Origin of the sequence: Bifidobacterium sp. B4142 (assembly GCF_026537325.1) — a bacterium.
Lineage (GTDB): Bacteria > Actinomycetota > Actinomycetes > Actinomycetales > Bifidobacteriaceae > Bombiscardovia.
The window spans coordinates 347,033-373,933 of sequence record NZ_JAFNMJ010000002.1; the positions used below are offsets into that span (position 1 = coordinate 347,033).

Genomic DNA, 26,901 nt, shown 5'->3' on the forward strand with positions numbered 1-26,901 from the left:
CGCGGGATCGACTGTGGCCCATTGGTCAATATGATTGAACTGTTATCGATTTGTTATCGCAGCGCCTTGAGCTCGGTGAGCGGAAAAACCATACTGAAAATCGTGGATGTCATCATCGATGATCATAATGCTGTGGCTTCGATGCTGACTACTCAAGGAGGAGAACAATGAATACAGTACTGAAGAAGGCGCTGACCATCGCCACGGCCTCGGCTGCGGTCTTGGCCATGGGAGCTTGCGGGTCTTCCGGATCCAGCTCCAGCAAGGGCGGCGACAAGCAGAAGACCATCGGGTTTGTGGCTGTAGGTCCCGAGGGCGGCTTCCGTACGGCCAATGAGAACGATCTGAAGAAGGCCTTCAAGAACGCCGGATTCAACATGATCTATTCGCCGACCCAGAACAACGATCAGCAGAAGCAGATCCAGGCTTTCAACAAGTTCGTCAATGACGAGGTGGATGCCATCGTCCTGTCCTCCACCGAGGACAGCGGCTGGGACGAGTCGCTGAAGAAGGCCAAGGAGGCCGAGATCCCGGTCTTCCTGGTCGACCGTAACGTGCAGACCAAGGATGAGAGCCTGGTTGCCTCCCACATCGGGCCTTCCAACGAGTGGGCAGGACAGCAGGCTGCGGAGTTCGTCAACAAGAACTTCCCCGATGGAGCCAATGGCCTGATCCTGGAGGGCCCTGCCGGCCTGTCGGTGGTCAAGGACCGCCAGAAGGGCTGGGATTCCAAGATCGGTGGCAACATCAAGGTTCTGGAGAGCCAGTCGGCCAACTGGTCCACTGACGAGGCCAAGACCGTGACCGCCGGACTGCTGGATAAGTACAAGAGCCAGAATGTCCAGTTCATCTTCTCGCAGAACGACGAGATGGGCCTGGGTGCTGCACAGGCTGTCGATGCCGCAGGTCTCAAGGGCAAGGTCAAGATCATCACCATCGATGGCACCAAGCCTGCTCTGAAGGCCCTGATCGACGGCGACCTGTCGCTGGTGATCGAGTACAACCCGCTCTTCGGCGAAACGACCGCCAAGACCGTCAAGGATTACCTGGACGGCAAGAAGGTCAAGAAGAACATCGTCATTGATTCGAAGGTCTTCACCGCCGACGAGGCCAAGAAGGTCATCGATTCCAGAGCGTACTGATCTATCGCTGATCGCATAGGAAACAGGACGGCGCACCCGGGAAGGTTGCGGTACGCCGTTTTTCATGGGCGGGAAAGGGTCTTGGGACCTCGGTACCGCCCCTCGATCAGCATTCAGTTTGATGAGGCAAGACAATGACAAAAGAAGAACCCTTGGTCTCCATGAAGGGAATCAGCATTGAATTCCCTGGTGTCAAGGCGCTCGACAATGTCGATTTGCGTCTGTTCCCCGGTGAGGTCCATGCCCTCATGGGGGAGAACGGCGCAGGCAAATCGACCATGATCAAGGCGCTCACCGGGGTATACAAAATCAACGCGGGAACCATCACCGTCAACGGCCAGAACAGGATTTTCAACGGCACAGCCGATGCGCAGAACGCCGGCATCGCCACGGTCTACCAGGAAGTCAACCTGTGCACCAACCTGAGCGTGGGCGAAAACGTTATGCTCGGGCACGAGGTGAGGGGGCACCTGGGCATTAACTGGCGCAAGACCCATGAGGCAGCCAAAACCTATCTGGCCCAGATGGGACTGACGGATCTGGATCCCCACACTCCGCTCAATGAGATATCCATAGCCATGCAGCAACTGGTGGCCATCGCCAGGGCCATGGTCATCGATGCCAAGGTCCTGATCCTGGATGAGCCGACATCTTCGCTGGATGCCAATGAGGTTCAGGATCTGTTCCAGATCATGCGCAAGGTCAGGGACAGGGGTATCGCCATACTTTTCGTTTCCCACTTCCTGGACCAGGTCTACGAGATCGCCGACAGAATGACCATTCTGCGCAACGGCAAATTCGTCGAGGAGACCATGGTCAAGGACATGCCGCGCGATGTCCTTATTACCAAGATGATCGGCAAGAACGCCGACGAGCTCTCGCTGATTGGTACAAAGTCGAGGAAGGAAACACCTCAGGCTGCAACGGACCGGCCCCTGGCAAGCGTCCGCGGCTTCGGCAGAAAGGGCAGCATCTACCCCTTCGACATGGATCTCTTCAAGGGCAAGATCATGGGACTGGCCGGCCTGCTGGGTTCCGGCAGAACCGAAATCGGCCGTCTGCTCTTCGGCGCAGACAAGCCCGACAAGGGCACCTACACCTTTGATGGGAAGAAGATCTCAATCGACAGCCCGGCCACTGCCCTGAAGAACCGAATCGCCTACTCCACGGAGAACAGAAGGGATGAGGGCATCATCGGCGATCTGACCGTCAGGGAGAACATCATCCTGGCCCTCCAGGCCACCCGGGGCATGTTCAGGCCTATTCCCAGGAAGGAAGCCGATCGGATAGTCGACAAATACATCAAGGAGCTCAACGTTCGCCCGGCCGATCCCGACAGGTTGATCAAGAACCTGTCAGGCGGAAACCAGCAGAAGGTCCTACTGGCCAGGTGGCTGGCTACGGATCCGGAGCTGCTGATCCTGGATGAACCGACCAGGGGAATCGACATTGGCGCCAAGGCTGAGATTCAGCAGACGGTGCTGGATCTGGCCGCCCAGGGCATGAGCGTGGTCTTCATCTCCTCCGAACTCGATGAGGTCGTCCGCCTGTCCGATCAGATAACCGTCCTCAAGGACCGTCACAAGATCGACCTGATGGACAACGACGATACGGTTTCCCAGCAGACCATCGTGGAAGACATAGCCAACACCTCGGTCTCTGGACAATCTCAAGGAAAGGAGGAAAGATGAGCAAGCCCGCCAAGCAGCAATCGGAGGATGAAGATCCATCCTTCCTGCGCCGTATATTCGGCAATCAGCTGATTTGGAGCGTGGTCGCCTTCCTCGCGCTGATTCTGGTCTGTACGCTGGTTGATCACTCCTTCCTCAGCCTGTCATACAATCCGCGTACAGGTGGCCTGGCAGGACCCCTGATCACCATGATCCAGGAGTCTGCACGATACCTGATGATCGCCACCGGCATGACCCTGGTCATCTCGACCTCGGGCATCGACCTCTCGGTCGGCTCGGTCATGGCCGTGGCCGGAGCTGCAGCCATGCAGATGCTGATCAACGGGGTGAACGTCTGGATGGCCATTCTGATCTCCCTGGCCGTGGGTCTGGTTCTGGGCTGCATCAACGGCGCCCTGGTCTCCATCCTGGGACTCCAGCCCTTCATCACCACGCTGATCATGATGCTGGCAGGCAGGGGACTGGCCAAGGTCATCACCAATGGACAGAATGCCGACGCTTCAGGCGTGGCCGGCAGCGGACCATTGCGCTGGATGGCCAACGGTTTCATTCTTGGAATCCCGGCCAATTTCGTCATAGCAGTGATCATCGTCTGCCTGGTCGGTCTCCTGATGAGGAAGACGGCGGCCGGCATGATGATCGAGTCGGTGGGCATCAACCAGGAGGCCAGCCGAATGACCGGCATCAAGCCTCGGCGGATCCTCTTCCTGGTCTACGCCATCTCCGGCCTGCTGGCCGCTGTGGCAGGGCTCTTCGCCACTGCATCAGTGATGAGGGTCGACGTGGTCAAGACCGGTCAGGACCTAGAGATGTACGCCATTCTGGCTGTGGTCATTGGAGGCACCTCCCTGCTGGGCGGCAAGTTCTCGCTGCTGGGAAGCGCTTTCGGCGCCGTGATTATTGCGATGATCCGCAAGACCATCATCACCCTGGGCATTGATTCAGCCGCCACGCCAGCATTCTTCGCTGTGGTGGTCATCATCATCTGCGTCATGCAGGCGCCCAAGGTGCACAATGCGGTCGCTGAGTTCAAACGCAGGCGTGCCATGAGGCAGTCTGCAGAGGTGGTGGCATGATGAAGAAGAGTGCAAGCAGACAAACAGGTTTCCGGCTGAGCCCTAGGGCCATTCCGACAGTTGCTGCCGTGGTCATCTTCCTGCTCATGCTGATCATGGGCCAGGTGCTCTTCGGCACCTATATCCGGCTAGGATTCATGTCCTCCCTGTTCATGGACCACGCCTACCTGGTGATCCTGGCAGTAGCCATGACCTTCCCCATCCTCACCGGTGGCATCGATCTGAGCGTGGGGGCCATAGTGGCCATCACCGGCGTGGTCGGTGTCAAGCTCATGATTGCCGGTGTGCCGGCGTCACTGGTCATTGTCATCATGATCGCCATCGGTGCGGTCTTTGGACTTTTGGCCGGTGTGCTCATTGAAGAGTTCAACATGCAGCCCTTCATCGCCACACTGTCCACCATGTTCCTGGCCAGGGGCATAGCCTCCATCATCTCGACCGATTCGCTCAATATGCCGCAGAACAACAACTTCAGCTGGATCGGCGGCGAGGGACTGAAGATCATCGACAACCCGAAGATTTCCAACGACCTTTCGCTGAACTTCGGTGTGATAGTCGCTCTGGTTGTCGTGGCGGTCAGCTACGTCATCCTCCACAAGACCAGGACGGGCCGCACCATCTACGCCATCGGTGGTTCCCGGTCCTCGGCTGAGCTGATGGGCCTTCCGGTCAAGCGGACACAGTATGTCATTTACCTGACCTCGGCCGTCCTGGCCTCCATCGCCTCCATCGTCTATGTGGCTGGCATCGGTTCAGCCAAGAACACCATGGGCGTCGGCTGGGAGCTGGACGCTGTGGCTGCAGTCGTCATCGGCGGTACCCTGATCACTGGCGGTTACGGCTACGTGCTGGGCTCCGTCATAGGTGCGCTGGTCCGCTCGATCATCGATCCTCTGACCTCGGACTTCGGTGTTCCTGCCGAGGCCGTCACCATCGTGGTTGGTCTGATGATCCTGGCCTTCGTCATCCTCCAGCGTCTGGTGACCTTCGTCAGAAAGGAATGAAGCAGAGTTTTCCTGGATGATCTGAATGGGGGCTGATGCCGTGGCGATTGCGGCATCAGCCCCCATTTGCGTTGCTGGTTCATGATTCGAAGGGGAAGACCAATCCCCACTGGCGGCGCAGAGAGTCCATGAGCTCCATGATGCGCAGGGTGTCCTTGTGGGGCATCTGGGCGCACTCGGTCTTGCCATCCAGGATGGCCTGTGCCGCGCTGGACACCTCATACTCATAACCGGTCAGCTGGTCGGGGATGGGGTAGTGCTTCTTCAATTGATGATCCGCGTCGTACAGGTCGATGGACTCCACATTGTTGATGTTGGAGCACTGCAGGTAACCCTGGTCTCCCCAGATGCTGCCGGTCCGGTCACTGGCCGAGACCATGGAGCTGGTCGCCGCGCCCATGGATCCATCCTGGTAGAAAATGGTCGTGGAGTTCTGGCTGTCGACCCCCTCAGGGCTGCGGACCCAATCCGTGCAGACCCGCTCAATAGGCTTGGGTCCCATGACCATGTCAATGAAGTTGAGAGGATAGACACCTACGTCGAGCAGGGCGCCGCCGGCCAGAGCCGGGTCGGTCATTCTGGCCTTGCCTACGGTCACATATCCCAGGTTGGCGGTGACGGTCCTGACGGTGCCGATTTCCCCTGAGGAGACGATGTCGTCGATGATGGAACGTGAGGGCATGTACCTGGTCCAGATGGCTTCGGTGCAGAGCAGGCCGGTGCTCTCGGATGTATCAATGACTTGCCTGGCCTGATCGGCGTTGGCGGCGAAGGACTTCTCGACCAGTACGTTCTTTCCCGCCTTCATGCAGGCGATGGCCTGTTCGGCGTGGAGGCTGTGAGGCGTGGCGATGTAGACCAGATCCACTTGGGGATCATCCAGGAGTTCCTGGTAGGACCCATAGGAATGTTCGAATCCATATTTTTTGGCGAAGGCGGCTGCGCGATCCCCGTCCCTGGAGGCCACGGCGTAGGGGGCGATCAGATGGCTATACTGCGAGTCCTGAGCCATCATGACCACCGTCTTGGCCAGGGCATTGGCTATCCGTCCGGCGCCGAGAATGGCGAAATTGACCCGCATACCCCTCTGCTCAGCCTCTTGTCGTTTGCCGTTCAATCTACTCATCCTTGACTCCTTCGTTTGGATGGTCATCTGCTGTGATGGCCTCATACAATTTCTGCAGGGTTTCCTGGGCATGGCGGGCATCCAGCTGGCACTCCCAAACGGTGAAGACCCGCCAGCCCATGGCTTTCAGTTTTTTGCCCTGCTCCTGATCCCGCAAACGGTTCCTTGTTAGCTTTGTGGTCCAATATTCCACATTGGATTTGGGAAGCGAGAATTTGGCACAGCCCTGATGCATGTGCCAGAAACAGCCATTGACGAATACCATGGCCCGCCACTTGGGCAGTACCACATCAGGATGGCCCGGATACCTCTTGTCGTTTTTGCGAAACCGCAGACCTCGTGAGAATAGGTAGGACCGGACCTGGCGCTCTATTGATGTTTCCGTGCCCCTGATGCGGGACATGGTGTAGCTGCGTGTGCCGGGCTGGAATCTGCTGGGTGTTTTTCTTGAAACCATCCCCGGCCCGGCTCAGAGGATTTCGACGCTGTTGATGAAGACCGGCTCAAGGGGACGGTCGCCCGAGTCGGTGGCCACGGCGTCCAGCTTGTCGACCACCTTCCGGGAATCATCATCGGCCACCTGGCCGAAGATGGTGTGGTGCCCGTTCAGCCAGGGGGTTGGCACGGTGGTGATGAAGAACTGTGATCCGTTGGTGCCGTGGGTCTTCCCGGTGGCAGGATCCCGGCGCAGCCCTGCATTGGCCATGGCCAGCTTGTAGGGTTCGTCAAAGGTCAGAGAGGGGTCGATCTCGTCATCGAACTCGTAGCCGGGGCCGCCTGTGCCGGTGCCCAGCGGGCAGCCGCCCTGGATCATGAATTCCTTGATGATCCGGTGGAAGGTCAGACCGTCGTAGAAAGGATCCTGACGCTTCTGGCCCGTCTCGGGGTCGGTCCAGTCCCTGCGGCCGGCGGCCAAATCGAGGAAGTTGGTTACGGTTTCAGGGGCCTGATCGTCAAAGAGGTCCAGGCGAATATCGCCCTCTGAGGTATGCATAATGACTGTGCTCATGTCCCAATGCTTTCATAAGACGGCGACGCGCACCGAGGATCCGAAGGGCATCAGGGCCAGGCGGGCCATCTTGAAGGCCTGCAGGCCGAAGGGTATGCCCACCACGGTCAGCATGGTGACCAGCCCGGCCGCCAGATAGGCCAAAGCCAGCCACCAGCCTCCCAGGATGATCCAGAGCAGGTTGGCCAGCCAGGATCCCAGTCCGCCGCCGTAGATGACCTGTCGGCCAAAGGGGGTCAGGGTCAGTCTGGCCATCTTGAAGGCCTGGATGCCCAGGGGAATGCCCACTACGGTCAGGCAGAGCACGATGCCCACCATGGTCCAGGCCAGTGCGATGGCCAGTCCTCCCAGCACTAGCCAGCAGATGTTGCCGATCAGGCGCATGTCGGTCCTTCCGTCAGGGTGGCGGTGACGGCCTTGGCACAGGCGGTCACTTTCTCGATGATGCAAGTCAGTCGTTTCTCCCGCTGCTCGGGCGCAAGCTCCTGGTCCAGGGCATCAATCAGTCGCATGCCGGATTGAACGATCCCTCGCGTCACCTCCACGCCCATGGCCGGGTCTGTTGGGCGCAGGGCTGTCCACGCCTGGATCAGCGGCTGGTTGACCTGCCGGTGGAAGTCCAGCAGGGCTTGGATCTGCCGGTCTGTGGACCGATCGCTCTTAGGATCAGGCTCTTGGGGATTCGAGGGGCTCCCGTAGATCAGGGCCTGGCGTAACTGCTCGTCGTGCTGCTCGGCGTAGAGGTTCATCAGCCAGCCGTGTCCGTGCAGCCCGGCCTGTTCAAGATTGGTGCGGGTCCAGACCTCGACCGTCCGGCGTGGGTCGTCCGTCTGACCCAGGGCCAGGTCCAGGGCCTGGCCCCAGTCAGGCAGGTGCCGTTCCATGACCATGTCGCAGAGCTGGTCGGCATCCCTTGCGTAGCGGTAGAGGGAGTTCCGTGCCAGATTGGCACGTCGGGCCACCTCGGCCATGGTCAGTTGGCTTCGTCCGCCGGTGCGCAGGATGGCTTCGGCGGCGGCGATGATCTGGTCCAGGGTTTTGGCGCGGTGTTCCTGGAGTGTGGATTCGCGAATCCTGGGCATGGTCCTCCTCGGTCCGGCCTGCTGGGCGCAGCGATCGTGAATCGGGCTGGGCCGGTCATGGGGCATATGATATGGCCTATTTGCAGTAGAGCCAAGTTGCCAGGACCGGTTCAGCGTGCGGCTTGTCCGCGCTGAGAGAACTTGCCAGACAGGTTTTCGCGACGTATAGTCGCAAAAAATCGCAGACCAGGGTGAGGGGAGATCTGATGACCGGATCGGCCAGTATGGACTTGAAGAAGGGTAGCCAGAAGAACCGTCAGGAGTCTCAGGAGGCGGCACCGCCCTGGCGCGCCCTATGGGTGTTGGCTCTGGGTCTGGCCATGATCGTGCTGGATTCGTCCATCGTCAACGTCTCCATACCTTCCATCATCGCTGCCATCCATATCAACCTGGCTCAAGCCCAGTGGGTGACCGCCCTCTACAGCATCGTCCTGGCGGCCCTGCTCCTGCCTTCCGGTCGGCTGGGAGACATGATCGGACGCAAGCGGATCCTGCAGGTGGGCACGGTCATCTTTGTACTGGGTTCCGTCTTTGCCGCATCGGCCTCCTCCGGCACACTGCTGCTTTTGGCCAGGTTTGTTCAAGGAATCGGCGGCTCCCTGGTTATGCCTTCCACCCTCTCTACCGTGTCCGCCACCTTCCGGGGTCGGCACCGGGCCACTGCATTCGGCATCTGGGGGGCCGTCATGTCATCCGCAGCGGCGGTCGGCCCCTTCCTGGGCGGGGTCTTCACCAGCACCATCGGATGGCGGTGGATCTTCCTGGTCAATCTGCCCCTGGGACTGATCGTCTTCCTGGCCAGCGCAGTCTTTGTGCCCGAGACCAAGTCAGCACCCAGGCAGGTCGGCGACCGGTGGGGGATGCTTGCCGACTGGAAGGGTATACTCCTTTCGGCCCTGGGGTCGGCCCTAGTGGTCTTTGCGCTGATCGAGGGGCAGACCTACGGCTGGTGGCGTCCCCGCGCCGCACTTGAGCTGGGCCCACTGCACTGGTCTGCATCGGCGCCCTTGTCGCCGGTTCCAGTCAGTCTGCTCCTGGGGCTGTCCCTGCTGGCCGCCTTTGCACTGACCGAGCTGGCCAGGGCGCGCAGGGGCAAGATGGTCATCCTGGATGTATCCATGTTCGCCATCGGCACCTTCGGCTGGGGCAACCTCTCGGCCGCCATCGTCAACGCCGGTCAGTTCGCGGTCATGTTCATCCTGCCCCTCTATCTGATCAACGCCAGAGGCCTGAGTCCATTGGGAGCCGGATCCATCCTGGGTGTCATGGCTCTGGGGTCGGTTGTTTCGGGCGGTCTGGCCCGGGTGGTCTCGGCCCGTCTGGGAGCCGGCGGCACGGTGCAGACGGGCCTGCTGATGGAGATCGTCGGCGTGGCCCTTTCCATTCTGCTCATGCGTGGGTCGGTACCTGTCTGGCCCATGACCCTGACCCTGATTATTTACGGTGCCGGCCTGGGCTTTGCCTCGGCACAGCTGACCAGCCTGGTGCTGTCCGGTGTTCCGGTGGCACAATCCGGCCAGGCTTCGGCCACACAGTCCACCATCCGTCAGTGGGGGACCGCCTTGGGTGCCGCAGTCTCTGGTTCCGCCCTCTCCCTGGCTCTGAGCCTGGTGCTGCCGAGGCATCTGACGGCCCTCAAGGGTATCTCGGCGCAAATGGCTGATGGTCTGGTCAGATCGGTTCAGTCTTCTGCCGGAAACGCCATTGTCGGCATGCGGGCTCAGGGTACCCGGGGCCGACTGGGAGCTTTGGGCCCCCAGGTGACCAATGCCTTGACCGAGGGATTCACCCAAGGCGCCCAGTGGGCCATGGGCTTCGCGGTCCTGCTGCTTCTTCTGGGACTGGTCGCCTCGGTGCTGGTGCGTCGTGCCGCCCGCAAGGCTGGCGCCGATAAGATCTGAGGCATTCGTGACCCCGCCTTCTTCGGGTTCGGCACCGCATGGGGTTGTCTGCCCGTCGGCCGGCCTTGGCACGGTTTAGAATCATGGATATGGGCATACAAGAGGAACAGCCGCGGCGGGATGGCGATCTGCTGGTGGCTCTGGCTCAGATCGACACCTGTGTGGGCGATCTTGACGGCAACGCTGACATTATTATGGACTACTCCCGAAAGGCGGCTGGGCAGGGGGCGACCCTGGTGGTCTTTCCCGAGATGAGCCTGACCGGTTACCCGATCGAGGACCTGGCATTCCGCGCCAGCTTCCGTCGGGCCGCCTGGTCTCGGGCCGATCGTCTGGCCAGGCAGCTGGAGGAGCAGGGTCTGGGCAATCTGTATGTGATTGTGGGGACCGTGGGCACCGATACGGATCAGGACCGGCCCCGCAACCGGCTGGTGGTCCTGCACCAGGGTCGGGTCGAGGCCGGCTACGACAAGCACTTCCTGCCCAACTACGGGGTCTTTGACGAGTACAGGATTTTCACCCCGGGGGATAGGACCGTGGTCCTGGAGGTGCAAGGGCACCGGATAGGGTTGGCCATCTGCGAGGACATCTGGCAGGAGGGCGATCCCATCAGCGACTTGGCTGGACGGGACATCGACCTCTTGGTGACCATCAATGGCTCACCCTTCGAGGAGGGCAAGGGGCATGTCCGCTACGAGCTGGCGACTCGCCGGGCCAAACAGGTCGGCGCGCCTTTGCTCTACCTGAACCAGGTAGGCGGGCAGGACGATCTGGTCTTTGACGGCGGCAGTTTCGTGGTGGATCAGGATGGCACCCTGCTGGAGCGCTCGCCCAGATTCGTTCAGGATCTGTCCATCTGGACCCTGCCTGCATCAGGGGAGCGCCCCCTGCCCAGCAAGTCCTGCATGGCCGAAGAGATGCCTGGGGACGAGGAGGTCTATCGGGCCTGTGTGCTGGGTCTAAAAGATTATATGGCCAAGAATCACTTCACGGGTGTCTGCCTGGGTCTGTCGGGCGGGATCGACTCGGCCCTGGTGGCCACCATAGCCGCCGATGCCTGTGGAGGGGAGCATGTGCGCGGCATCTCCATGCCTAGCCGTTACTCCTCGGAAGGCTCTCGGGATGATGCCGCCGACCTGGCCCAGCGTCTGGGTGTGCGTTACGTGGTTCAAGCTATAGGCCCGGAATTCGATGCCTTCCAAGGGCAGTTGCACCTGGAAGGTGTTGCTGAAGAGAACCTCCAGGCCCGGATACGCGGCGTCATCGTCATGGCTTACGCCAATGCCGAGGGGCTTCTGGCCCTAGCCACGGGCAACAAATCCGAGCTGGCCTGCGGTTACTCAACTATCTATGGCGATGCAGTCGGCGGCTATGCGCCCATCAAGGATCTGCTCAAGACCCGGGTCTGGCAGCTGGCCTGCTGGCGTAACGCCCAGGCTCAGGCAAGGGGCGAACGTGAGCCCATCCCGGTCAATTCCATCGTCAAGCCGCCTTCGGCCGAGCTGCGACAAGGGCAGAAGGACTCTGATTCCCTGCCTGACTACAGCCTGCTCGATAAGGTCCTTGAGGCATACATCGAGCATGCCCACGGTCGGGCTGATCTTCTGGCCGATGGTTTCGATCCTGACACGGTCGACACGGTCATGCGGCTGGTGGATCGAGCCGAGTGGAAGCGGCGCCAGTATCCGCTGGGACCCAAGGTCACCTCCCTGGCCTTCGGTCGTGATCGTCGGCTACCCGTCACCAACGCCTTCAGGGAGTGATCGCCATGGGTTCCGAACAGGAGAGGACGGCCTGGTACTTCAACACCGTCACCGGCATACCCGAGCAGGGCAAGCTGTCTCCCCAGGACAGGCGGATGGGCCCTTACAGCAGCAGGCAGGAGGCTCTCGATGCCTGGAAGATCGCCAAGCGCCGGAACAAGGAATGGGATGAGGAGGACCGTCGTTGGCGGCAGGCCTGGGAGGGAGAACCTGAGCAGGGACAGTCATCAGCTGACAGATGAAGCTCCTGCTGGATCGGCAGCCTGCCTTGGCGACCAGTTGGCTGTGCAATCTGAACGGATGGGGACTCAAGCCGTGTGCCGGGCGAGTTTGCTAGATGTGGGCGTGGCGGCCATTGCGAGTCCGCCCTCAGTGTGATATAGCTCACGTCGCGATTCGGTTTCCCCTGGTATTGCGCCCCCTATACTTGAAAGTGACAGTGGTGTGAGGAAGCGCCATTGACCATATCAACAAGGAGTTGACTATGACAGCAGTTGAGACCAACACCGTCTCTCCCGTAGAGCTGCAAGCCAAGGCTTGGAAGGGCTTCAAGGGCGAGGACTGGAAGAAAGACATCGACGTTCGCGACTTCATTCAAAAGAACTACACGCCGTACACCGGTGACGAATCCTTCCTGGCACCGGCCACGGAGAAGACCAAGTTCCTGTGGAATTACCTGGACGATAACTTCCTTGCCGTGGAGCGCAAGCAGCGCGTCTACGACGTGGACACCCACACTCCGGCGGGCATTGACGCCTTCCCGGCCGGATACATCGACGGCAAGCCTGCCGGCGAGACTCAAGACGACGTGATTGTCGGCATGCAGACCGACGTTCCCTGCAAGCGTGCGATGATGCCCTACGGCGGCTGGCGCATGGTTGAGCAGGCCCTCAAGGAGGCCGGCAAGGAGCCCGACCCCGAGGTCAAGAAGATCTTCACCCGGTATCGCAAGACCCACAACGATGGCGTCTTCGACGTCTACACCAAGAGGATCAAGCTGGCCCGCCACAACAAGATTCTGACCGGTCTGCCCGATGCTTACGGCCGCGGCCGTATCATTGGCGACTACCGTCGTGTGGCCCTCTACGGCATTGACGAGCTGATTGCCCGCAAGAAGGCCGACAAGGATTCGATTCCTTACCGCAACGACTTCACCGAGGAAGAGATCGAGCACTGGATCCGCTTCCGCGAGGAGCACGCAGAGCAGATCAAGGCTCTGAAGCAGCTGCTGACCCTGGGCAAGGAGTACGGCCTGGATCTGAGCCGTCCTGCCATGAACGCCAAGGAAGCTGTCCAGTGGACCTACATGGCCTACCTGGCCTCGGTCAAGAGCCAGGACGGCGCCGCCATGTCCATCGGCCGTCTGTCCGCCTTCTTCGACGTCTACTTTGAGCGTGATCTGGCTGCTGGTCTGATCGACGAGACCGATGCCCAGGAGATCATCGACAACATCGTGATGAAGCTGCGCATCGTGCGCTTCCTGCGGACCAAGGACTACGACAACATCTTCTCCGGCGACCCCTACTGGGCCACCTGGTCCGACGCTGGCTTCGGCGACGACGGCAGGCCCATGGTCACCAAGACCTCCTTCCGTCTGCTGGCCACCCTGACCCTGGAGCACCTTGGACCCGGCCCTGAGCCCAACATCACCATCTTCTGGGATCCGAAGCTGCCCGAGGGCTACAAGCGCTTCTGCGCCCGTATCTCCATCGACACCTCCGCCATCCAGTACGAGTCCGACAAGGACATTCGTGCCCACTGGGGCGATGACGCTGCCATCGCCTGCTGCGTGTCTCCTATGAGGGTCGGCAAGCAGATGCAGTTCTTCGGCGCTCGTGTCAACTCCGCCAAGGCTCTGCTCTATGCCATGAACGGCGGCCGTGACGAGATGACCGGCATGCAGGTCATCGACAAGGACGTAATCAAGCCTGTCACCCCCAAGGAAGACGGATCTCTGGACTTCCAGGAGGTCAAGGACAACTACGAGAAGGCCCTGGAGTGGCTGAGCGAGACCTACGTCGAGGCCCTGAACATCATCCACTACATGCACGATAAGTACGACTACGAGTCCATTGAGATGGCCCTGCACGACAAGGAGGTCTACCGCACCCTGGGTTGCGGCATGTCCGGCCTGTCCATCGCTGCTGACTCCCTGTCGGCTATCAAGTACGCCAAGGTCTACCCGATCTACAACAAGGATGCCAAGGGCACTCCTGAGTATGTCGAGGGCGCTGACGACGACCTGATCGTCAACTACAAGACTGTTGGCGAGTTCCCGATCTACGGCAACGATGATGATCGCGCCGACGACCTGGCCAAGTGGACTGTGTCCACCGTTATGGGCCAGATCAAGCGCCTGCCCGTCTACCGTGGCGCTGTGCCGACCCAGTCCATCCTGACCATCACCTCCAACGTGGAGTATGGCAAGAACACCGGGTCCTTCCCCTCCGGCCACAAGAAGGGCACCCCGTATGCTCCCGGCGCCAACCCCGAGAACGGCATGGATTCGCACGGCATGCTGCCCTCCATGTTCTCCGTTGGCAAGATCGACTACGACGACGCCCTGGACGGCATCTCGCTGACCAACACGATCACCCCTGACGGCCTGGGCCGCGACGAGGATGAGCGCATCAACAACCTGGTGGGCATCCTGGACGCCGGCAACGGCCACGGGCTCTACCACGCCAACATCAACGTCCTGCGCAAGGAGCAGCTGGAGGATGCCGTCGAGCACCCCGAGAAGTACCCGCACCTGACTGTGCGCGTCTCGGGCTATGCCGTCAACTTCGTCAAGCTGACCCGCGAGCAGCAGCTCGACGTGATCTCCCGCACCTTCCACCAGGGCGCGGTGACCGACTGATCGCACTTGTGCGATAGTCAACCGTTGATGAGACGGTGAATCATGGGGCGGGGCGCACCAAGGCCCCGCCCCCTTTTCGTCTTTTTCAGGAGGATCCGATGACGGAGACCACCACCTTCCGTACCACACAGCCGCACATGCTGAAGGAATCCAAGGTCTACCAGAGCCAGACCCTGATGGGCGGCCTTTCGGGGTTCGAATCGCCCATAGGGCTGGATCGCCACGACCGAATGAATGCCCTGCGCACGGGTGACATTGGTTTTGTTCACTCCTGGGACATCAACACCTCAGTGGACGGGCCGGGCACAAGGATGACCGTCTTCATGAGCGGATGCCCCCTGCGTTGCCAGTACTGCCAGAATCCGGACACTTGGAAGATGCGGGATGGCCAGCCCGTATACCTGCAGGCCATGATCGATAAGGTGGCCCGCTACCAGGATCTTTTCAAGAGCACGGGCGGAGGAATCACCTTCAGTGGCGGCGAATCCATGATGCAGGCCGCTTTCGTTTCAAGGGTCTTCAGAGCCGCCAAGGAAATGGGCGTCCACACCTGCCTGGACACCTCGGGCTTTCTCAACCGCAACTACACCGATGCCATGATTGACGACATCGACCTGTGCCTGCTGGATGTCAAATCCGGCGATGAGGCCACCTACAAGAAAGTGACCGGCGGCACGCTGGCCCCTACGATCGAATTCGGCAAGCGCTTGGCTGCTCGTGGCAGCAAGATCTGGGTTCGCTTCGTTTTGGTGCCGGGGCTGACCGACTCAGAGGAGAACGTCGAGAATGTTGCGCGGGTATGTGAACAGTTCAAGGATGCGATTGAGCACATTGATGTGCTTCCCTTCCATCAGCTTGGACGGCCCAAGTGGCACGAGTTGCGCATTCCCTACCCGCTCGAGGATGCCAAAGGTCCCTCTGCGGCTCTGAAGGATCGGGCCAAGAAGCAGCTGGAGGCCCACGGCTTCGTGGTCTACTGAGCCTCGGGACCCAGTAAGAACCAGAATAATTGCTTGTGACTCCCCATGGCAGATGTCGTGGGGAGTTTTGTTTGCCTGGGTGAAGGCCCGCCGGCCAATCAGCGAATGTCAGACTCACTGAATGTCCGGCACGATGAATGGCTGGCGCGATGAATAGCCGGTTTGGGGAATGGCCGACCCTGTAAATCGATAAATTGTCGACCAGGTCTGCTCAGTAAATGATTATCGGTGGGTTGAGGCCATGGACTACGCTTTCAGGCGTGTGTTTTCCGGGCCGATCGGCCCGGTGGCGTGATGGAAGACAAACTACAAAAGAGGTTGAGCGCAGGTGACTACGGAACCTAAGACGCAGCTGCTTTCAGAGCCCGCCCAGGGTGTACCGTCGCTCATCGACGATATGGACGGATACCACCGGGCCTGTCGGTTGCTGTCTCAGGGGAGCGGTGCACTGGCCGCGGATGCTGAACGGGCCTCGGGCTTCCGCTATGGCCACGACGACTACCTGGTCCAGTTCAAGCGCCAGGGGGCGGGGATATTCCTGCTGGACCCACCAGCTTTGATGCAGGCGGGCTGCGACTGGTCGGAATTCAATAAGGCTGTCGATGGGGCCCAGTGGATCATTCATGACTCCCCTCAGGATCTGCCTGGTTTCTATGCATTGTGCATGAGGCCCTCATCGCTCTTCGACACCGAGCTGGCGGCCAGGATGCTCAACCTGGGTCATTACGGCCTGTCTGCAGTGACTGCGCACTATCTGGGACTGACGCTGGCCAAGGAGCACTCTGCCGCTGACTGGTCCTACCGCCCTCTGCCCCGTGATTGGCGTAATTACGCCGCCTTGGATGTGGAGCTGCTGGATCAGGTGCGAACGCGAGAGCTGGAGGACCTGCGTCGTCACGGCAAGGACGAGTGGGCCAGGCAGGAATTCGCCTGGCTGCTGGAGCAGGGCAAAATCCCCAAGCCGGAGCCTGAGCAGCCCTGGCGGCATATCTCGCATATCAACTCCCTGCACAATGACCGCCGAGGACTGGCTGTGGCCCGTTCCCTGTGGACCACCCGAGACCAGCTGGCCAGACGTAACGACATAGCACCGACACTCCTCCTGCCTGACAAGGCCATCATCGAGGCAGGCAGGCTCAAGCCACGCAACAACGCCCAGTTCCGAGCCATACGATCCTTGAACGAGCGGGTCAGAATCCATACCGGCGGCGAGCAGGACCGCATGTTCGAGCGCTATGCACCCATCCAGCGCCGGGTCAGGCCCTCGGTCTGGAAGCAGGCCATTCTGGATGCCTTGCATCTGCCCACCGAGGAACTGCCGGTGCCTCCCAAGCCACGGGTGGAGGAGACCAACGCTCCCAAGTCCATGCAAGTCTGGCGGCACCGCCACCCGGATCGGTTTACCAGGCTGGAGGCGGCGCGCAAGGCGGTGACTGCAGTGGGACGCCAGACCAACACCCCCGACGATATTCTGATCAAACCCCGCTACCTGCGCAACCTCTGCTGGACCGATCAACCGGAGAAGCGTGATGTAGCCGACTTCCTGCGTCAGGAGGGTGCCCGTCCCTGGCAGGTTTCGCTCCTGTCAGAGTCCCTGACTCGCGCTATTATGTAACGGTTGCCTTACTGGCAGATCAAACGGTTTGGATGAATTGGAGCGCAGCGTGAAAATCAGCGTCAGAAACCTCGAGCCCACCAAGGTCAGGCTCACCATCACCGTCGATCCCGATGAGCTGAACCCCTACCTGGATCAGGCCCGTAAGGAGATCGGCAAGCAGGTGACCATCCCAGGCTTCCGCAAGGGGCATGTACCCGGACCCATCATCGATCAGCGCGTGGGCTTTGCCAGCGTGGCGGGCGAGGCCGTCAACGCCGGCGTGCCCGAGCTCTACTCCAATGCCCTGGAGGAGAAGCAGCTGCACGCCATGGCGCAACCGCAGATCGACGTCAAGGACATCCCCTCCTCCGCCAAGGACGACACCAAGCTCAAGTTCACCGCCGAGGTGGAGATTCGTCCCAAGTTCGAGCTGCCCGACATCGAGGGCATGGAGATCGAGGTTCCCAAGCCCGCCGTCACCGACGAGGACGTGGACAAGCGCCTGGACAATCTGCGTCAGCGTTTCGGCACCCTGGTCAGTGTGGATCGTCCCGCTTCCAAGGGCGATTACGCCAACATCGACCTGGATGCCGTCATCGACGGCGAGTCCGTGGACTCCCAGCAGGGGGTCAGCTACGAGTTGGGCTCCAACACCATGCTGGATGGCCTAGATGAGGCCCTGGACGGGCTGTCCGCCGGGGAAGAGACCACCTTCGAGGGCACTCTGGAGGCCGGTGAGCACCAAGGCGAGAAGGCCCAGATCAAGGTCAAGGTCAACTCGGTCAAGGCTGAGGAGCTGCCCGACCTGGACGACGAGTTCGCCAAGGAGGCCTCGGAGTTCGAGACCCTGAAGGAGCTGCGCGAGGACGTGCGCAAGCAGTGCCAGGTGGATGCCGAGGGTCGGCAGGCCACTGACGCCCGCGACGCTTTCATTGCCAAGCTCCAGGACGGCCTGGACATCCCGGTGCCCAAGGGCATCAAGCAGTCCATGGTAACTGATCAGCTCAAGAACACCGGTAAGGATCCCGACAAGGCCAGCAAGGACGAGAAGGCCGAGGCCGAGAAGAGTGTGGAGAAGGAGTTGCGCGACCAGATGACCCTGGACGCTCTGGCTGAGAAGCTGGGTATCACGGTCAGCCAGGCCGACGTGACCAACTTCCTGGCCTCCATAGCCCAGCAGTATGGTATGGATCCCAGCGCCTTCATCAACGGCATCGTCCGCAACGGACAGCTGGGTTCTGCTGTGCAGGAGGTCGGCCGCTCCAAGGGCATGCTGGCCGGCATGCGGGCCGTCACCTTCAAGGATCCCGATGGCCAAGAGGTGGACCTGAGCCGCTTCCTGGGCGAGGATGAGCCCGAGGCCCATGAGGAGCAGGACGAGAGCGTCCAGGCTGCCTCCGCCGCAGCTGAAGTGGCTGACCAGCTCTCCCAGGATCAGGAGTAGCTTACAAAGTAGCGAACAGGGCCGCACCCAGTGGCGAAACAGCCTGGGTGCGGCCCTGTCGTAGCGGTTGCGCAAAGAGCGGAAAGGCTGTGGCTGCGTCGATTGCGGGGGCTACTCTCAATACAGATACGTTTATCGAAGGAGACAGGGTGAACAACTCATTGGCAACCAGTCCCGTGATGGAGGAGGGGGAGGCCCCTGCGCCGACCGATCCCATCTTCAACCGACTGCTCAAGGACAGGATCATCTGGCTGGGGGACGAGGTCAAGGACGCCAACGCCAACGTCATCTGCGCACAGATGCTGATGCTGGCGGCCGAGGATCCAAAGAAGGATATCTGGCTCTATATCAACTCGCCTGGCGGCTCCATTACGGCCGGCATGGCCATCTACGACACCATGCAGCTGATCGAGCCTGACGTGGCCACGGTTGCGGTTGGCATGGCGGCCTCCATGGGCCAGTTCCTGCTTTCCAGCGGGGCCAAGGGCAAGCGCTTCGTCACCTCTCATGCGCGGGTGCTTATGCATCAGCCCTCGGGCGGCGTCGGAGGCACGGCCACTGATGTCAGGATCAACGCCGAGCTGATCATGGACATGAAGCGCACGCTCTCCCAGCTGACGGCCGAGCAGACCGGCCACACCCTGGAAGAGATCTACCGGGACAACGAATACGATCACTGGTTCACGGCCCAGCAGGCCCTGGAGTACGGCTTCGTCGACCGGATCGTGACCACCCACGGCACTATGACCGCGGATCAAGGGAAGTGAGCACTCCACATGGCATCTGAAGAAGCGCAATTCGTAGCACGGGCCCGTCGACTGGCCGGCCCTCGTGGCCTGGCCGCCATGCCCACCGATCGCTATGTGCTGCCGCAGTTCGAGGAGCGCACCCCATACGGCTACAAGCGTCAGGACCCCTACACCAGGCTCTTCGACGACAGGATCATCTTCATGGGCGTCCAGGTGGATGACACCTCCTCGGACGACATCATGGCCCAGCTCCTGGTTCTGGAGAGCCAGGATCCCAACCGCGACGTGATCATCTACATCAACTCGCCGGGGGGATCCATGACGGCCATGACCGCCATCTATGACACCATGCAGTACATCAAGCCCGATGTGCAGACCGTCTGCCTGGGCCAGGCCGCCTCGGCTGCTGCCGTTCTTCTGGCCGCCGGGACCAAGGGCAAGCGTCTGATCCTGCCCAACGCCCGTGTGCTGATTCACCAGCCGGCCATGGAGCAGGACTTCGGCAAGGCCACCGAGATCGAGATCCAGGCCAAGGAGATGCTTCGCATGCGCACCTGGCTGGAGGAGACCCTGGCCAAGCACACCGGCCAGGATGTGGAGAAGATCCGCAAGGACATCGAGGTGGACACCATTCTGACCGCCCAGCAGGCCAAGGAATACGGGATGGTGGACGAGGTCCTGGAGCACCGCAATTAGCTCTGGTGACTGCACGCATGATTGATCGTCCGGATGGCGGCGGGCCCCTGGGACCCACGGCCTCCGGACGTTTTTGGCATCATGGACGATGCCGGTCATATATGATTTCGCCGATCCTTGCGGATGCTCCGGGAAGGGAGAGCCATGGGCCGTGTGGTCAGCTACAATGACGGACTGAATCGCTGCGAGTTCTGCGGCAAGGACGAGCATCAGGTGCGCCGCCTGGTCAAGGGGCCTTCCTGCGCCATCTGCGACGAATGCATACGTCTCTGCGCCCAGATCATCCAGGAGGATATGGCCAAGGATGCTGCCGACCAGCGGGTGACCCTGCCTGCACCCTCGAAGATATTCGCCTATCTGAACAGGTATGTCATAGGCCAGGAGGCCGCCAAGCGCACCCTGTCGGTGGCGGTCTATAACCACTACAAGCGCGTCAATATGGACCTGGGCGACCGTGGCCGTGCTGCTGACATCGCATTGGAAGGCAAGGATGCGGTCCCACGCGTCCAGGTGGACAAGTCCAACATCCTGCTCATGGGGCCCACCGGCGTGGGCAAGACCTACCTGGCGAGAACCCTGTCCACCATCATGAACGTCCCCTTCGTCATTATGGATGCCACCAGCCTGACCGAGGCGGGGTATGTGGGCGAGGATGTGGAGTCCGTCCTGCAGGGGCTGCTCCAGGCTGCCGACGGCAACATGGACCTGGCCCAGCGGGGGATCATCTACATCGACGAGATCGATAAGATCGCCAGGAAGTCTGGCGAGAACACCTCCATTACCCGGGACGTGTCCGGCGAGGGGGTCCAGCAGGCTCTGCTCAAGATCATCGAGGGCACCCAGGCCCGAGTGCCGGTCCAGGGTTCCCGGCGGCATGGGGATGTCCGCACGGTCGTCATGGACACAGCCAACATCCTCTTCATCTGCGGTGGCGCCTTTGTCGGTCTTGAGGAGATCGTCCGTCGGCGGCTGGGCCTGCGGGAGAGCGGATTCTCGGCTACTCAAGGGAATGACAAAGTGCCCGACGACCGGGTCATGAGCCAGGTCAGGGCCGAGGATCTGGAACAGTTTGGCCTGCTTCCTGAGTTCGTGGGGCGTCTGCCGGTCATATCCACTCTGGAGCCGCTGGGTGCCGATGAGCTGCGGCGGGTGCTGACCGAACCGGACAATGCCCTGGTTAACCAGTACCGGCGCATGTTCCTGGATGACGGGGCCGATCTGGTCTTCACTGATGCCGCTCTGGACCGTGTTGCTGCCATCGCACTGGAGCGTAAGGTGGGCGCCCGCGGGCTGCGCGGAATCATCGAGCACACCCTTGAGGCGACCATGTTTGAGCTGCCCGACAGGACGGATGTCTCCCGTGTCGTGGTGGATGCCGACGCCGTGGACGGAACGGGATCGCCCCGGTATGAGACCGGGCAGGGAATGGCCGCAGCCGCTGGTCGCCGTTTGGCCTGACCCCGCCACGATGAGCGCCGCTGTTGGCCGCGCCCGATAGGATGATCATTGATGCCGGAAGGAGGGCCCATGGGTGCTCGTAGCGCTGTCGTGGTCACGCACAGCCGGGTCCGGGCAAGCGGCCACCTGGTGGATGAGGTCGAAGAGCAGCTGCGCCGGGACGGATTCCGTGTCTCGATTGTCGACAACATCGCCGCCCCGGAATTTGGCAGTCCCAGCCAGCAGGTGGCTGACGACACCGAGATCGTCATCGTCCTAGGCGGCGATGGAACCATTCTGCGGGCTGCAGAGTTGGTCAAGGGCACCGAGGTCCCCATCCTGGGGGTCAATCTGGGTCATGTGGGGTTCCTGGCGGAGTTCGAGAGCTTCCAGATAGGGGAGGCCATTCGCCGGGTGGCTGATCATGACTACTCCATCGACGAGCGCATGGTGGCCCATGTGGACTTGTGGATACCCGGGGCCGATCGACCACTGAGCGACTGGGCCCTCAACGACATGACCCTGGAACGATATGATCGGGGCAAGATGATCGAGGTATCGGTCCGAGTGGACGATGTGGAGATGAGCTCCTTCGGCTGCGACGGCATGATTGTGGCCACCCCGACCGGATCGACGGCCTATGCCTTTTCGGTGGGCGGGCCCATCGTCTGGCCGGATGCGCAGTCGCTGCAGATGGTGCCCATAGCTGCCCATGCCCTCTTCGCCCGATCTCTGATCATCGGTCCAAAGTCGCAGTTCACCCTGGATATTCTGGGTGATTCCCAGTCGGCCGGCTGGATCTGCAATGACGGGCGCCGTCAGCGGCCAGTGCCCAAGCGGTCCCGCATCGTGGTGCGGCAGTCCCACGATATTCTGCGGCTGGCCAGGCTGTCCGGGGTGCCCTTCACCAGACGGCTGGTTTCCAAGTTCGATCTGCCGGTGGTCGGCTGGAGGGAGCAGCATCGCCCCTCGGCAGCTGCGAATGGACAGGGCCAGGGGGAGTCGCAGGAGTCGAACAAGGAGCACTGATGCTGGAAGAGCTGGAAGTACGAGACTTGGGTCCCATCCATCATGCCCTGCTGCGGCCTGCTGCTGGCATGACGGCCATCACGGGGGAGACCGGGGCTGGCAAGTCCATGCTGCTCAACGCCATCAGGCTGATCTCGGGGTCCACTGCCCGCCCCCAACTGGTGTCACCTGGAGCCCGTGAGTCCTGGGTGCAGGGGATTTTTGATGCCGGAACAGCGGGAGCTGAGAATCCAGTGACCGCTGCCATCACCGAGGCTGGTCTGCCCTTGGAGGATGAGGGGCAGATCTTTCTGGCGAGGACCATGCCTGTCAAGGGGCGTTCCCGTGCCGCCCTGAACGGCAGGACGGCACCTCGTGGTCTGCTGGAGGAGGTGGCTGGCATGCTGGTCACCGTCCATGGCCAGGCGGATCAGATGCGTATGGCCAGTCCGGCCCGGCAGCGCGAATTTTTGGATGCCTATGCCGGTGACGGCCCGCAGCTGGAGGCCTTTTCCAAGGCCTTCCGGCAGTACCGACAGGCCCAGGACCATCTGGAGGAGCTGCGCAATCAGCAGTCCGGTGCTATGGCTCAGGCTGATTATCTTCGCGAATCCATCGCCCGGATCGACCGGGTCGACCCCCATTCCGGCGAGGATCGTGAACTCAAGGCTCAGCGGGACAGGATCGAGCACGCTGCCCAGATCAGTCAGGGCGTCATGGCTGCACTGTCTGCCCTGGACTCCGGCCAGATCGACCCTGACGCCGACGCGCCATCGGCCACGGCTCTGGTTGAGCGGGCCATTGCTGCCCTGGAGGGCATCGGTGTGGAGGGGGTCTTTCAGGAGTCGGCCCAGCGGCTGCGCGCGCTCAATGCAGACCTGTCTGACCTGGTCTTCACCCTGAGCAGCCAGCTGGACGACGAAGGCCAGGAGAGCGATCTGGACAAGATCAATGCTCGCATTCACGATCTGGATGAGCTGACCCGACGCTGGGGGCCGGACATCGACGATGTTCTGGCCTGGCGCAAGAAGGCTGCATTTGAGCTTGAGGACATGGATGCCTCACCCGAGAAGCTGGATGAGCTCCAAGGTCAGGTTGAGCAGCTTCGCGGAACCGCCTTGAAGGCTGCCCGGGCTCTGTCTGCGTCACGGGCCAAGGCTGCACGAAGGCTGAGCGATCTTGTCGACGGCGAATTGCGCTCCCTGGCCATGGCGGGCGCTGGGCTGGAGATCCGTGTCAGACCACGCCAGGACCAGGCTATGGACGCGCATGGTCTGGATCAGATCGACTTTCTCTTCAGACCATATCCAGGTTCGGACCTTCTGCCCATGGGCAAGAGCGCCTCGGGCGGCGAACTCAGCCGACTCATGCTGGCCCTGGAGCTGGTGGCCGCTGAAAGTCGGACATCACCGGGACCTGACAGACCTGGCGATGGGCGTACTGGCCTTGGTACCCAGGTCGTCGAGCCGGCGATGACCTTCATCTTCGACGAGGTGGACGCCGGAGTCGGTGGTCGGGCTGCCGTCGAGCTGGGTCGCCGTCTGTCCCGGTTGGCGGTCACTGCCCAGGTGATCGTGGTCACCCACCTGCCGCAGGTGGCTTCCTGGGCCGATCGCCAGTTCGTCGTAGCCAAGGGCCGGGAGGGTGGCGATGCCGTAGAGACCTTGGTCCACCAGGTAGAAGGCAAAGACCGAGAGCGGGAGATCGCCCGGATGCTGGCCGGCAGCGAGTCCGCAACCTCCTTAAAGCACGCCCGAGAGCTTCTGTCCTCCAGCAGACTCCAGCACCGATAAGTCTGGTTGCCACCTGCACTTTGTCGTGCCAAAGTCCGTCGATTTGACGGCTGTGACAAGTTTCAGCGACTTTGTTGTCTGTTGCAACCGTTCTGCTGTGTGCTCCATATCCATCATTCCTTTGCTTTTCATCCTGATGCCATAGCTGTAGGCAATCGGCAGCTGATGGCCGTGCGGCAACGATTATGCTGGATTTTCGTTGATGACACCGTATCCGCCCTCGGTATGAGCAATACGGCGTTGACCTGTTCCAAATGGATTTTGTTCGAAGTTGTGGTCGGCCGGGATTTCTGTACCACAGCGCTGTTCCACCGAATCTGTGAATCATGACCTCAGCAGATCATTGGAGCGTTTGTCTTCATGGCTAAACTGTTATAGTGTATATATGAACACCGGCACAGCTCAGCCAGGGTCGTGCTGACAATCAATGAAAGGGGCTTGGATGAAGCTGATCATCTCATCCCTGTCCGGACAGCCGATTTATCGGCAGATCGAGGACCAGATACGTTCGGCCATCCTGACCGGAGACCTGAAAGCGGGGGAGGGACTGCCTTCTCTGCGACATCTCTCGCAGGAGCTCAGGGTGTCCGTGCTGACCGTGACCCGCGCCTATACCGAACTCGCCCAAGAGGGCTTGGTGGAGAACATCCAAGGCAAGGGGACCTTCGTGGCCGACAGCGGCGACAAGGTCATGCGGCAGCATCTGGAGAACCGAGTGCAGTCCCTGCTGGGGGAGGCAGTCGATACGGCTCGTCGGGCCGGCATGGAGCCGGACCGGATTCGCGGCCTGCTCGACGGCCTGCTCGGCAACAGGGGTTCTGCACCCGCGTCCGAAGAAGGAAAGGAATAGGAGTATGCGTGCATCACCGCCGATGACAACTTCCGGTGAAGAGGTCGACTATGCCCTGCGCGTCAGTGACCTGGGGAAAAGCTACGTCAAGGCTGACGGCACGGGATTCCGCCTGCAGCAGGTCACCATGGACCTGCCCATGGGCTACATCATGGGATTGATAGGCCCCAATGGTGCAGGCAAATCCACCCTGATCCGGCTCTTGCTGAACATGACCCGTCGAGACAGCGGAGCAATCAGCATTCTGGGCCGCGATCCCTCGAGTCAGGAGGAGGAGGTCAAAGCGGATCTGGGCGTGGTCTTCGATTCCATCTATTTCCTTGAGGCGTGGAAGGTCAAGGCCGTCGAGCCAGTGATGGCACCCATGTATCCCTCTTGGAGCAGTGATCGCTATCAGGACTATCTGCGTCGGTTCGGTCTGCAAGAAAACCGCAAAATCGGCAAGCTCTCCCGCGGCATGCAGATGAAACTGATGCTGGCTGTCGCCCTCAGCCACGACGCAAGGCTCTTGATTCTGGATGAGCCCACCAGTGGTCTGGATGTCCTGGCCAGGGACGAGCTCATGGATATTCTGCTGGACTACATCGGTGACGGTCGTCATTCCGTGCTGTTCTCCACGCACATCACTGCGGATCTTGAACGGGTGGCTGATTTCGTTACCTACATCAATCGAGGGTCTGTCTTCTACACCGGCCCCAAGGATGAGTTGATGGAGGCTTTCCAGATAGTGAGAGGAGGGCCGGACGATTTGGCTAGAGCACAAATGCCGCATCTGATGGGCTTGCAGCGTTCCGCCACGGGTTTCGAGGCTTTGGTTCCTACTGAACGCTTGAAGGATTTTCTGGCATCGGCTTCTCCTGCCGCCGTGGAGCCTTCGGATGGCCGCTACCTGGTAGAGCGGGCCGACTTCGACAACATCATCAGACTGACCGCGGGCTCACCTTCCGCGACCGACAGGAATAAGGAGATGGAGTCATGAAGGCGATAGCCAAGCAGATCAGGTTGGACATGCAACGTTTCTCAGGAACAGGGAGACCTTGGGTTGGTGTGCTGATTTACATGTCCGTGCCCTGCATCGGAATCCTGCTGAACCTAGTCATGGCCCTGACAGGCAATGATGGGGAAGATGCAAGGACCGCCTTGACGGGAGCAGTGGCCGGCATGGGAATCGGACTGATTGTGGGCCAAGTATTCGGCTTGTTCGCCGATTTCAACAATATGGCAATTCGGTTGAACGGTCTGCTGCCCATAACACGTGATCACCAGGTATTCGGACGCTATGCCGCTGTAATTCTGCTGGTTCTGGTTCAGTCTTGCGGCTATGCAGTATTTTTCTTCTACACTACTGATTCATTTTTGCATGGTCGGGACCATTGGCACGATACTGTCTTGTTTGCTCTGGGGTTGTTCCTGTTGGAATCTTTACTCTTTGCAGTAGCTACGCCCTTGTTTTATTGGCTGGAACCAGTTAAGGCAATGATAGTCTTCCTGGCGCTTCTTGGTTTGGTACCCATCATGGTCCTTATCGGCAGTTTGCTGCCCGTGGACTGGGGGACCTTCTGGAATTCAATCATGCAATTTTTGACATCCGACCTGTGGCGGCCAGTGCTCCTCGGGCTGGCCTTGATTCTGGCGGTTGAAATGGTTTCGATAGTCTTATCTCGCAAGGTCTATGTCAGGAAGGAGATCTGAG

General features: G+C 60.6%; 24 protein-coding genes. 19 read left to right on the forward strand and 5 right to left on the reverse strand.

The annotated features are described in order from the left end of the window. Nucleotides 1-167: 167 nt before the first annotated feature. The 4 genes from J3U06_RS05905 to J3U06_RS05920 all read left to right on the forward strand — a co-directional run bounded on the left by J3U06_RS05905 (nucleotide 168) and on the right by J3U06_RS05920 (nucleotide 4,913). Entirely contained in the window at nucleotides 168-1,142 is a 975-nt protein-coding gene (locus tag J3U06_RS05905) for an ABC transporter substrate-binding protein (RefSeq protein ID WP_045924190.1), read from the forward strand. A 134-nt stretch (nucleotides 1,143-1,276) separates the two neighbouring features. Further along, nucleotides 1,277-2,833, forward strand: coding sequence for a sugar ABC transporter ATP-binding protein (locus tag J3U06_RS05910; protein ID WP_254477087.1), 1,557 nt, complete (start codon nucleotides 1,277-1,279; stop codon nucleotides 2,831-2,833). Then, nucleotides 2,830-3,909 carry an ABC transporter permease gene (locus tag J3U06_RS05915; RefSeq protein ID WP_254477088.1) on the forward strand — a complete coding sequence of 360 codons (1,080 nt, stop codon included), beginning with the start codon at nucleotides 2,830-2,832 and terminating at the stop codon, nucleotides 3,907-3,909. Before J3U06_RS05910 ends, J3U06_RS05915 begins: the two co-directional genes overlap by 4 nt. Then, on the forward strand, nucleotides 3,906-4,913 hold the full coding sequence (locus J3U06_RS05920; protein ID WP_267431164.1) for an ABC transporter permease: 1,008 nt from the start codon (nucleotides 3,906-3,908) through the stop codon (nucleotides 4,911-4,913). The genes J3U06_RS05915 and J3U06_RS05920 overlap by 4 nt, the downstream gene beginning before the upstream one ends. Before the next feature lie 79 nt (nucleotides 4,914-4,992). On the opposite strand, the gene J3U06_RS05925 is transcribed toward J3U06_RS05920, so the two are convergent. Genes J3U06_RS05925 through J3U06_RS05945 form a run of 5 tightly spaced genes read right to left on the reverse strand, consistent with a single transcriptional unit; the run spans nucleotide 4,993 to nucleotide 8,130 of the window. Then, nucleotides 4,993-6,039, reverse strand: coding sequence for a Gfo/Idh/MocA family protein (locus J3U06_RS05925; protein WP_254477090.1), 1,047 nt, complete (start codon nucleotides 6,037-6,039; stop codon nucleotides 4,993-4,995). Next, nucleotides 6,032-6,496 (reverse strand): very short patch repair endonuclease, encoded by a 465-nt coding sequence (locus J3U06_RS05930; RefSeq protein ID WP_254477091.1) that lies wholly within the window; start codon nucleotides 6,494-6,496, stop codon nucleotides 6,032-6,034. The genes J3U06_RS05925 and J3U06_RS05930 overlap by 8 nt, the downstream gene beginning before the upstream one ends. 12 nt (nucleotides 6,497-6,508) lie before the next feature. Continuing rightward, on the reverse strand, nucleotides 6,509-7,048 hold the full coding sequence (locus J3U06_RS05935; RefSeq protein WP_254477092.1) for a peptidylprolyl isomerase: 540 nt from the start codon (nucleotides 7,046-7,048) through the stop codon (nucleotides 6,509-6,511). Nucleotides 7,049-7,060: 12 nt separating this feature from the next. Further along, entirely contained in the window at nucleotides 7,061-7,432 is a 372-nt protein-coding gene (locus tag J3U06_RS05940; RefSeq protein ID WP_254477093.1) for a YccF domain-containing protein, read from the reverse strand. After that, a complete protein-coding gene (locus J3U06_RS05945) occupies nucleotides 7,423-8,130 on the reverse strand; it encodes a TetR/AcrR family transcriptional regulator (protein ID WP_254477094.1) in 708 nt (235 codons plus the stop codon). The genes J3U06_RS05940 and J3U06_RS05945 overlap by 10 nt, the downstream gene beginning before the upstream one ends. Before the next feature lie 206 nt (nucleotides 8,131-8,336). Here J3U06_RS05945 and J3U06_RS05950 point away from each other — a divergent pair, with 206 nt between their 5' ends. The 15 genes from J3U06_RS05950 (at nucleotide 8,337) to J3U06_RS06020 (ending at nucleotide 26,900) form a co-directional block, all read left to right on the forward strand. Then, a complete protein-coding gene (locus tag J3U06_RS05950) occupies nucleotides 8,337-10,031 on the forward strand; it encodes an MFS transporter (protein ID WP_254477095.1) in 1,695 nt (564 codons plus the stop codon). Nucleotides 10,032-10,120: 89 nt separating this feature from the next. Next, nucleotides 10,121-11,794, forward strand: coding sequence for an NAD+ synthase (locus J3U06_RS05955; RefSeq protein WP_267444627.1), 1,674 nt, complete (start codon nucleotides 10,121-10,123; stop codon nucleotides 11,792-11,794). 5 nt (nucleotides 11,795-11,799) lie between these two features. Beyond that, nucleotides 11,800-12,036 (forward strand): hypothetical protein, encoded by a 237-nt coding sequence (locus tag J3U06_RS05960; RefSeq protein ID WP_254477097.1) that lies wholly within the window; start codon nucleotides 11,800-11,802, stop codon nucleotides 12,034-12,036. A gap of 242 nt (nucleotides 12,037-12,278) precedes the next feature. Beyond that, the gene (gene pflB, locus J3U06_RS05965; protein WP_254477098.1) at nucleotides 12,279-14,654 is read left to right on the forward strand and encodes a formate C-acetyltransferase; all 2,376 of its coding nucleotides are present in this window, start codon (nucleotides 12,279-12,281) and stop codon (nucleotides 14,652-14,654) included. A 98-nt stretch (nucleotides 14,655-14,752) separates the two neighbouring features. Then, nucleotides 14,753-15,634 carry a pyruvate formate-lyase-activating protein gene (gene pflA / locus J3U06_RS05970; protein ID WP_121914576.1) on the forward strand — a complete coding sequence of 294 codons (882 nt, stop codon included), beginning with the start codon at nucleotides 14,753-14,755 and terminating at the stop codon, nucleotides 15,632-15,634. A gap of 328 nt (nucleotides 15,635-15,962) precedes the next feature. Further along, on the forward strand, nucleotides 15,963-17,249 hold the full coding sequence (locus J3U06_RS05975; protein ID WP_254477099.1) for an HRDC domain-containing protein: 1,287 nt from the start codon (nucleotides 15,963-15,965) through the stop codon (nucleotides 17,247-17,249). A 49-nt stretch (nucleotides 17,250-17,298) separates the two neighbouring features. Further along, the gene (gene tig / locus J3U06_RS05980) at nucleotides 17,299-18,675 is read left to right on the forward strand and encodes a trigger factor (RefSeq protein WP_254477100.1); all 1,377 of its coding nucleotides are present in this window, start codon (nucleotides 17,299-17,301) and stop codon (nucleotides 18,673-18,675) included. A 179-nt stretch (nucleotides 18,676-18,854) separates the two neighbouring features. Next, a complete protein-coding gene (locus J3U06_RS05985) occupies nucleotides 18,855-19,442 on the forward strand; it encodes an ATP-dependent Clp protease proteolytic subunit (protein ID WP_029676324.1) in 588 nt (195 codons plus the stop codon). Nucleotides 19,443-19,451: 9 nt separating this feature from the next. Next, nucleotides 19,452-20,120: an ATP-dependent Clp protease proteolytic subunit gene (locus J3U06_RS05990; RefSeq protein WP_121914578.1), complete on the forward strand. Its 669-nt coding sequence runs from the start codon at nucleotides 19,452-19,454 to the stop codon at nucleotides 20,118-20,120. A 144-nt stretch (nucleotides 20,121-20,264) separates the two neighbouring features. After that, nucleotides 20,265-21,578 carry an ATP-dependent Clp protease ATP-binding subunit ClpX gene (gene clpX / locus J3U06_RS05995; RefSeq protein ID WP_267400090.1) on the forward strand — a complete coding sequence of 438 codons (1,314 nt, stop codon included), beginning with the start codon at nucleotides 20,265-20,267 and terminating at the stop codon, nucleotides 21,576-21,578. 69 nt (nucleotides 21,579-21,647) lie between these two features. Next, nucleotides 21,648-22,586 (forward strand): NAD kinase, encoded by a 939-nt coding sequence (locus J3U06_RS06000; protein ID WP_254477102.1) that lies wholly within the window; start codon nucleotides 21,648-21,650, stop codon nucleotides 22,584-22,586. Further along, on the forward strand, nucleotides 22,586-24,358 hold the full coding sequence (locus J3U06_RS06005) for a DNA repair protein RecN (RefSeq protein ID WP_267444605.1): 1,773 nt from the start codon (nucleotides 22,586-22,588) through the stop codon (nucleotides 24,356-24,358). The genes J3U06_RS06000 and J3U06_RS06005 overlap by 1 nt, the downstream gene beginning before the upstream one ends. Nucleotides 24,359-24,800: 442 nt before the next feature. After that, entirely contained in the window at nucleotides 24,801-25,208 is a 408-nt protein-coding gene (locus J3U06_RS06010) for a GntR family transcriptional regulator (protein WP_267400086.1), read from the forward strand. 22 nt (nucleotides 25,209-25,230) lie between these two features. Beyond that, on the forward strand, nucleotides 25,231-26,187 hold the full coding sequence (locus tag J3U06_RS06015; RefSeq protein ID WP_416378941.1) for an ABC transporter ATP-binding protein: 957 nt from the start codon (nucleotides 25,231-25,233) through the stop codon (nucleotides 26,185-26,187). Beyond that, nucleotides 26,184-26,900 (forward strand): ABC-2 transporter permease, encoded by a 717-nt coding sequence (locus tag J3U06_RS06020; protein WP_267431173.1) that lies wholly within the window; start codon nucleotides 26,184-26,186, stop codon nucleotides 26,898-26,900. The genes J3U06_RS06015 and J3U06_RS06020 overlap by 4 nt, the downstream gene beginning before the upstream one ends. Nucleotide 26,901: the final 1 nt, after the last annotated feature.

Coding starts and splice junctions, on each gene's coding strand:
- J3U06_RS06010 (WP_267400086.1), top strand. CDS start 24,801: ATGAAGCTGATCATCTCATCCCTGTCCGGACAGCCGATTTATCGGCAG.
- J3U06_RS05960 (WP_254477097.1), top strand. CDS start 11,800: ATGGGTTCCGAACAGGAGAGGACGGCCTGGTACTTCAACACCGTCACC.
- J3U06_RS06005 (WP_267444605.1), top strand. CDS start 22,586: ATGCTGGAAGAGCTGGAAGTACGAGACTTGGGTCCCATCCATCATGCC.
- pflA (WP_121914576.1), top strand. CDS start 14,753: ATGACGGAGACCACCACCTTCCGTACCACACAGCCGCACATGCTGAAG.
- pflB (WP_254477098.1), top strand. CDS start 12,279: ATGACAGCAGTTGAGACCAACACCGTCTCTCCCGTAGAGCTGCAAGCC.
- J3U06_RS05920 (WP_267431164.1), top strand. CDS start 3,906: ATGATGAAGAAGAGTGCAAGCAGACAAACAGGTTTCCGGCTGAGCCCT.
- J3U06_RS06000 (WP_254477102.1), top strand. CDS start 21,648: ATGGGTGCTCGTAGCGCTGTCGTGGTCACGCACAGCCGGGTCCGGGCA.
- J3U06_RS05935 (WP_254477092.1), bottom strand. CDS start 7,048: ATGAGCACAGTCATTATGCATACCTCAGAGGGCGATATTCGCCTGGAC.
- J3U06_RS05985 (WP_029676324.1), top strand. CDS start 18,855: ATGGAGGAGGGGGAGGCCCCTGCGCCGACCGATCCCATCTTCAACCGA.
- J3U06_RS05990 (WP_121914578.1), top strand. CDS start 19,452: ATGGCATCTGAAGAAGCGCAATTCGTAGCACGGGCCCGTCGACTGGCC.
- J3U06_RS05905 (WP_045924190.1), top strand. CDS start 168: ATGAATACAGTACTGAAGAAGGCGCTGACCATCGCCACGGCCTCGGCT.
- J3U06_RS06015 (WP_416378941.1), top strand. CDS start 25,231: ATGACAACTTCCGGTGAAGAGGTCGACTATGCCCTGCGCGTCAGTGAC.
- J3U06_RS06020 (WP_267431173.1), top strand. CDS start 26,184: ATGAAGGCGATAGCCAAGCAGATCAGGTTGGACATGCAACGTTTCTCA.
- J3U06_RS05915 (WP_254477088.1), top strand. CDS start 2,830: ATGAGCAAGCCCGCCAAGCAGCAATCGGAGGATGAAGATCCATCCTTC.
- J3U06_RS05955 (WP_267444627.1), top strand. CDS start 10,121: ATGGGCATACAAGAGGAACAGCCGCGGCGGGATGGCGATCTGCTGGTG.
- J3U06_RS05925 (WP_254477090.1), bottom strand. CDS start 6,039: ATGAGTAGATTGAACGGCAAACGACAAGAGGCTGAGCAGAGGGGTATG.
- clpX (WP_267400090.1), top strand. CDS start 20,265: ATGGGCCGTGTGGTCAGCTACAATGACGGACTGAATCGCTGCGAGTTC.
- J3U06_RS05910 (WP_254477087.1), top strand. CDS start 1,277: ATGACAAAAGAAGAACCCTTGGTCTCCATGAAGGGAATCAGCATTGAA.
- J3U06_RS05945 (WP_254477094.1), bottom strand. CDS start 8,130: ATGCCCAGGATTCGCGAATCCACACTCCAGGAACACCGCGCCAAAACC.
- J3U06_RS05940 (WP_254477093.1), bottom strand. CDS start 7,432: ATGCGCCTGATCGGCAACATCTGCTGGCTAGTGCTGGGAGGACTGGCC.
- J3U06_RS05930 (WP_254477091.1), bottom strand. CDS start 6,496: ATGGTTTCAAGAAAAACACCCAGCAGATTCCAGCCCGGCACACGCAGC.
- J3U06_RS05950 (WP_254477095.1), top strand. CDS start 8,337: ATGACCGGATCGGCCAGTATGGACTTGAAGAAGGGTAGCCAGAAGAAC.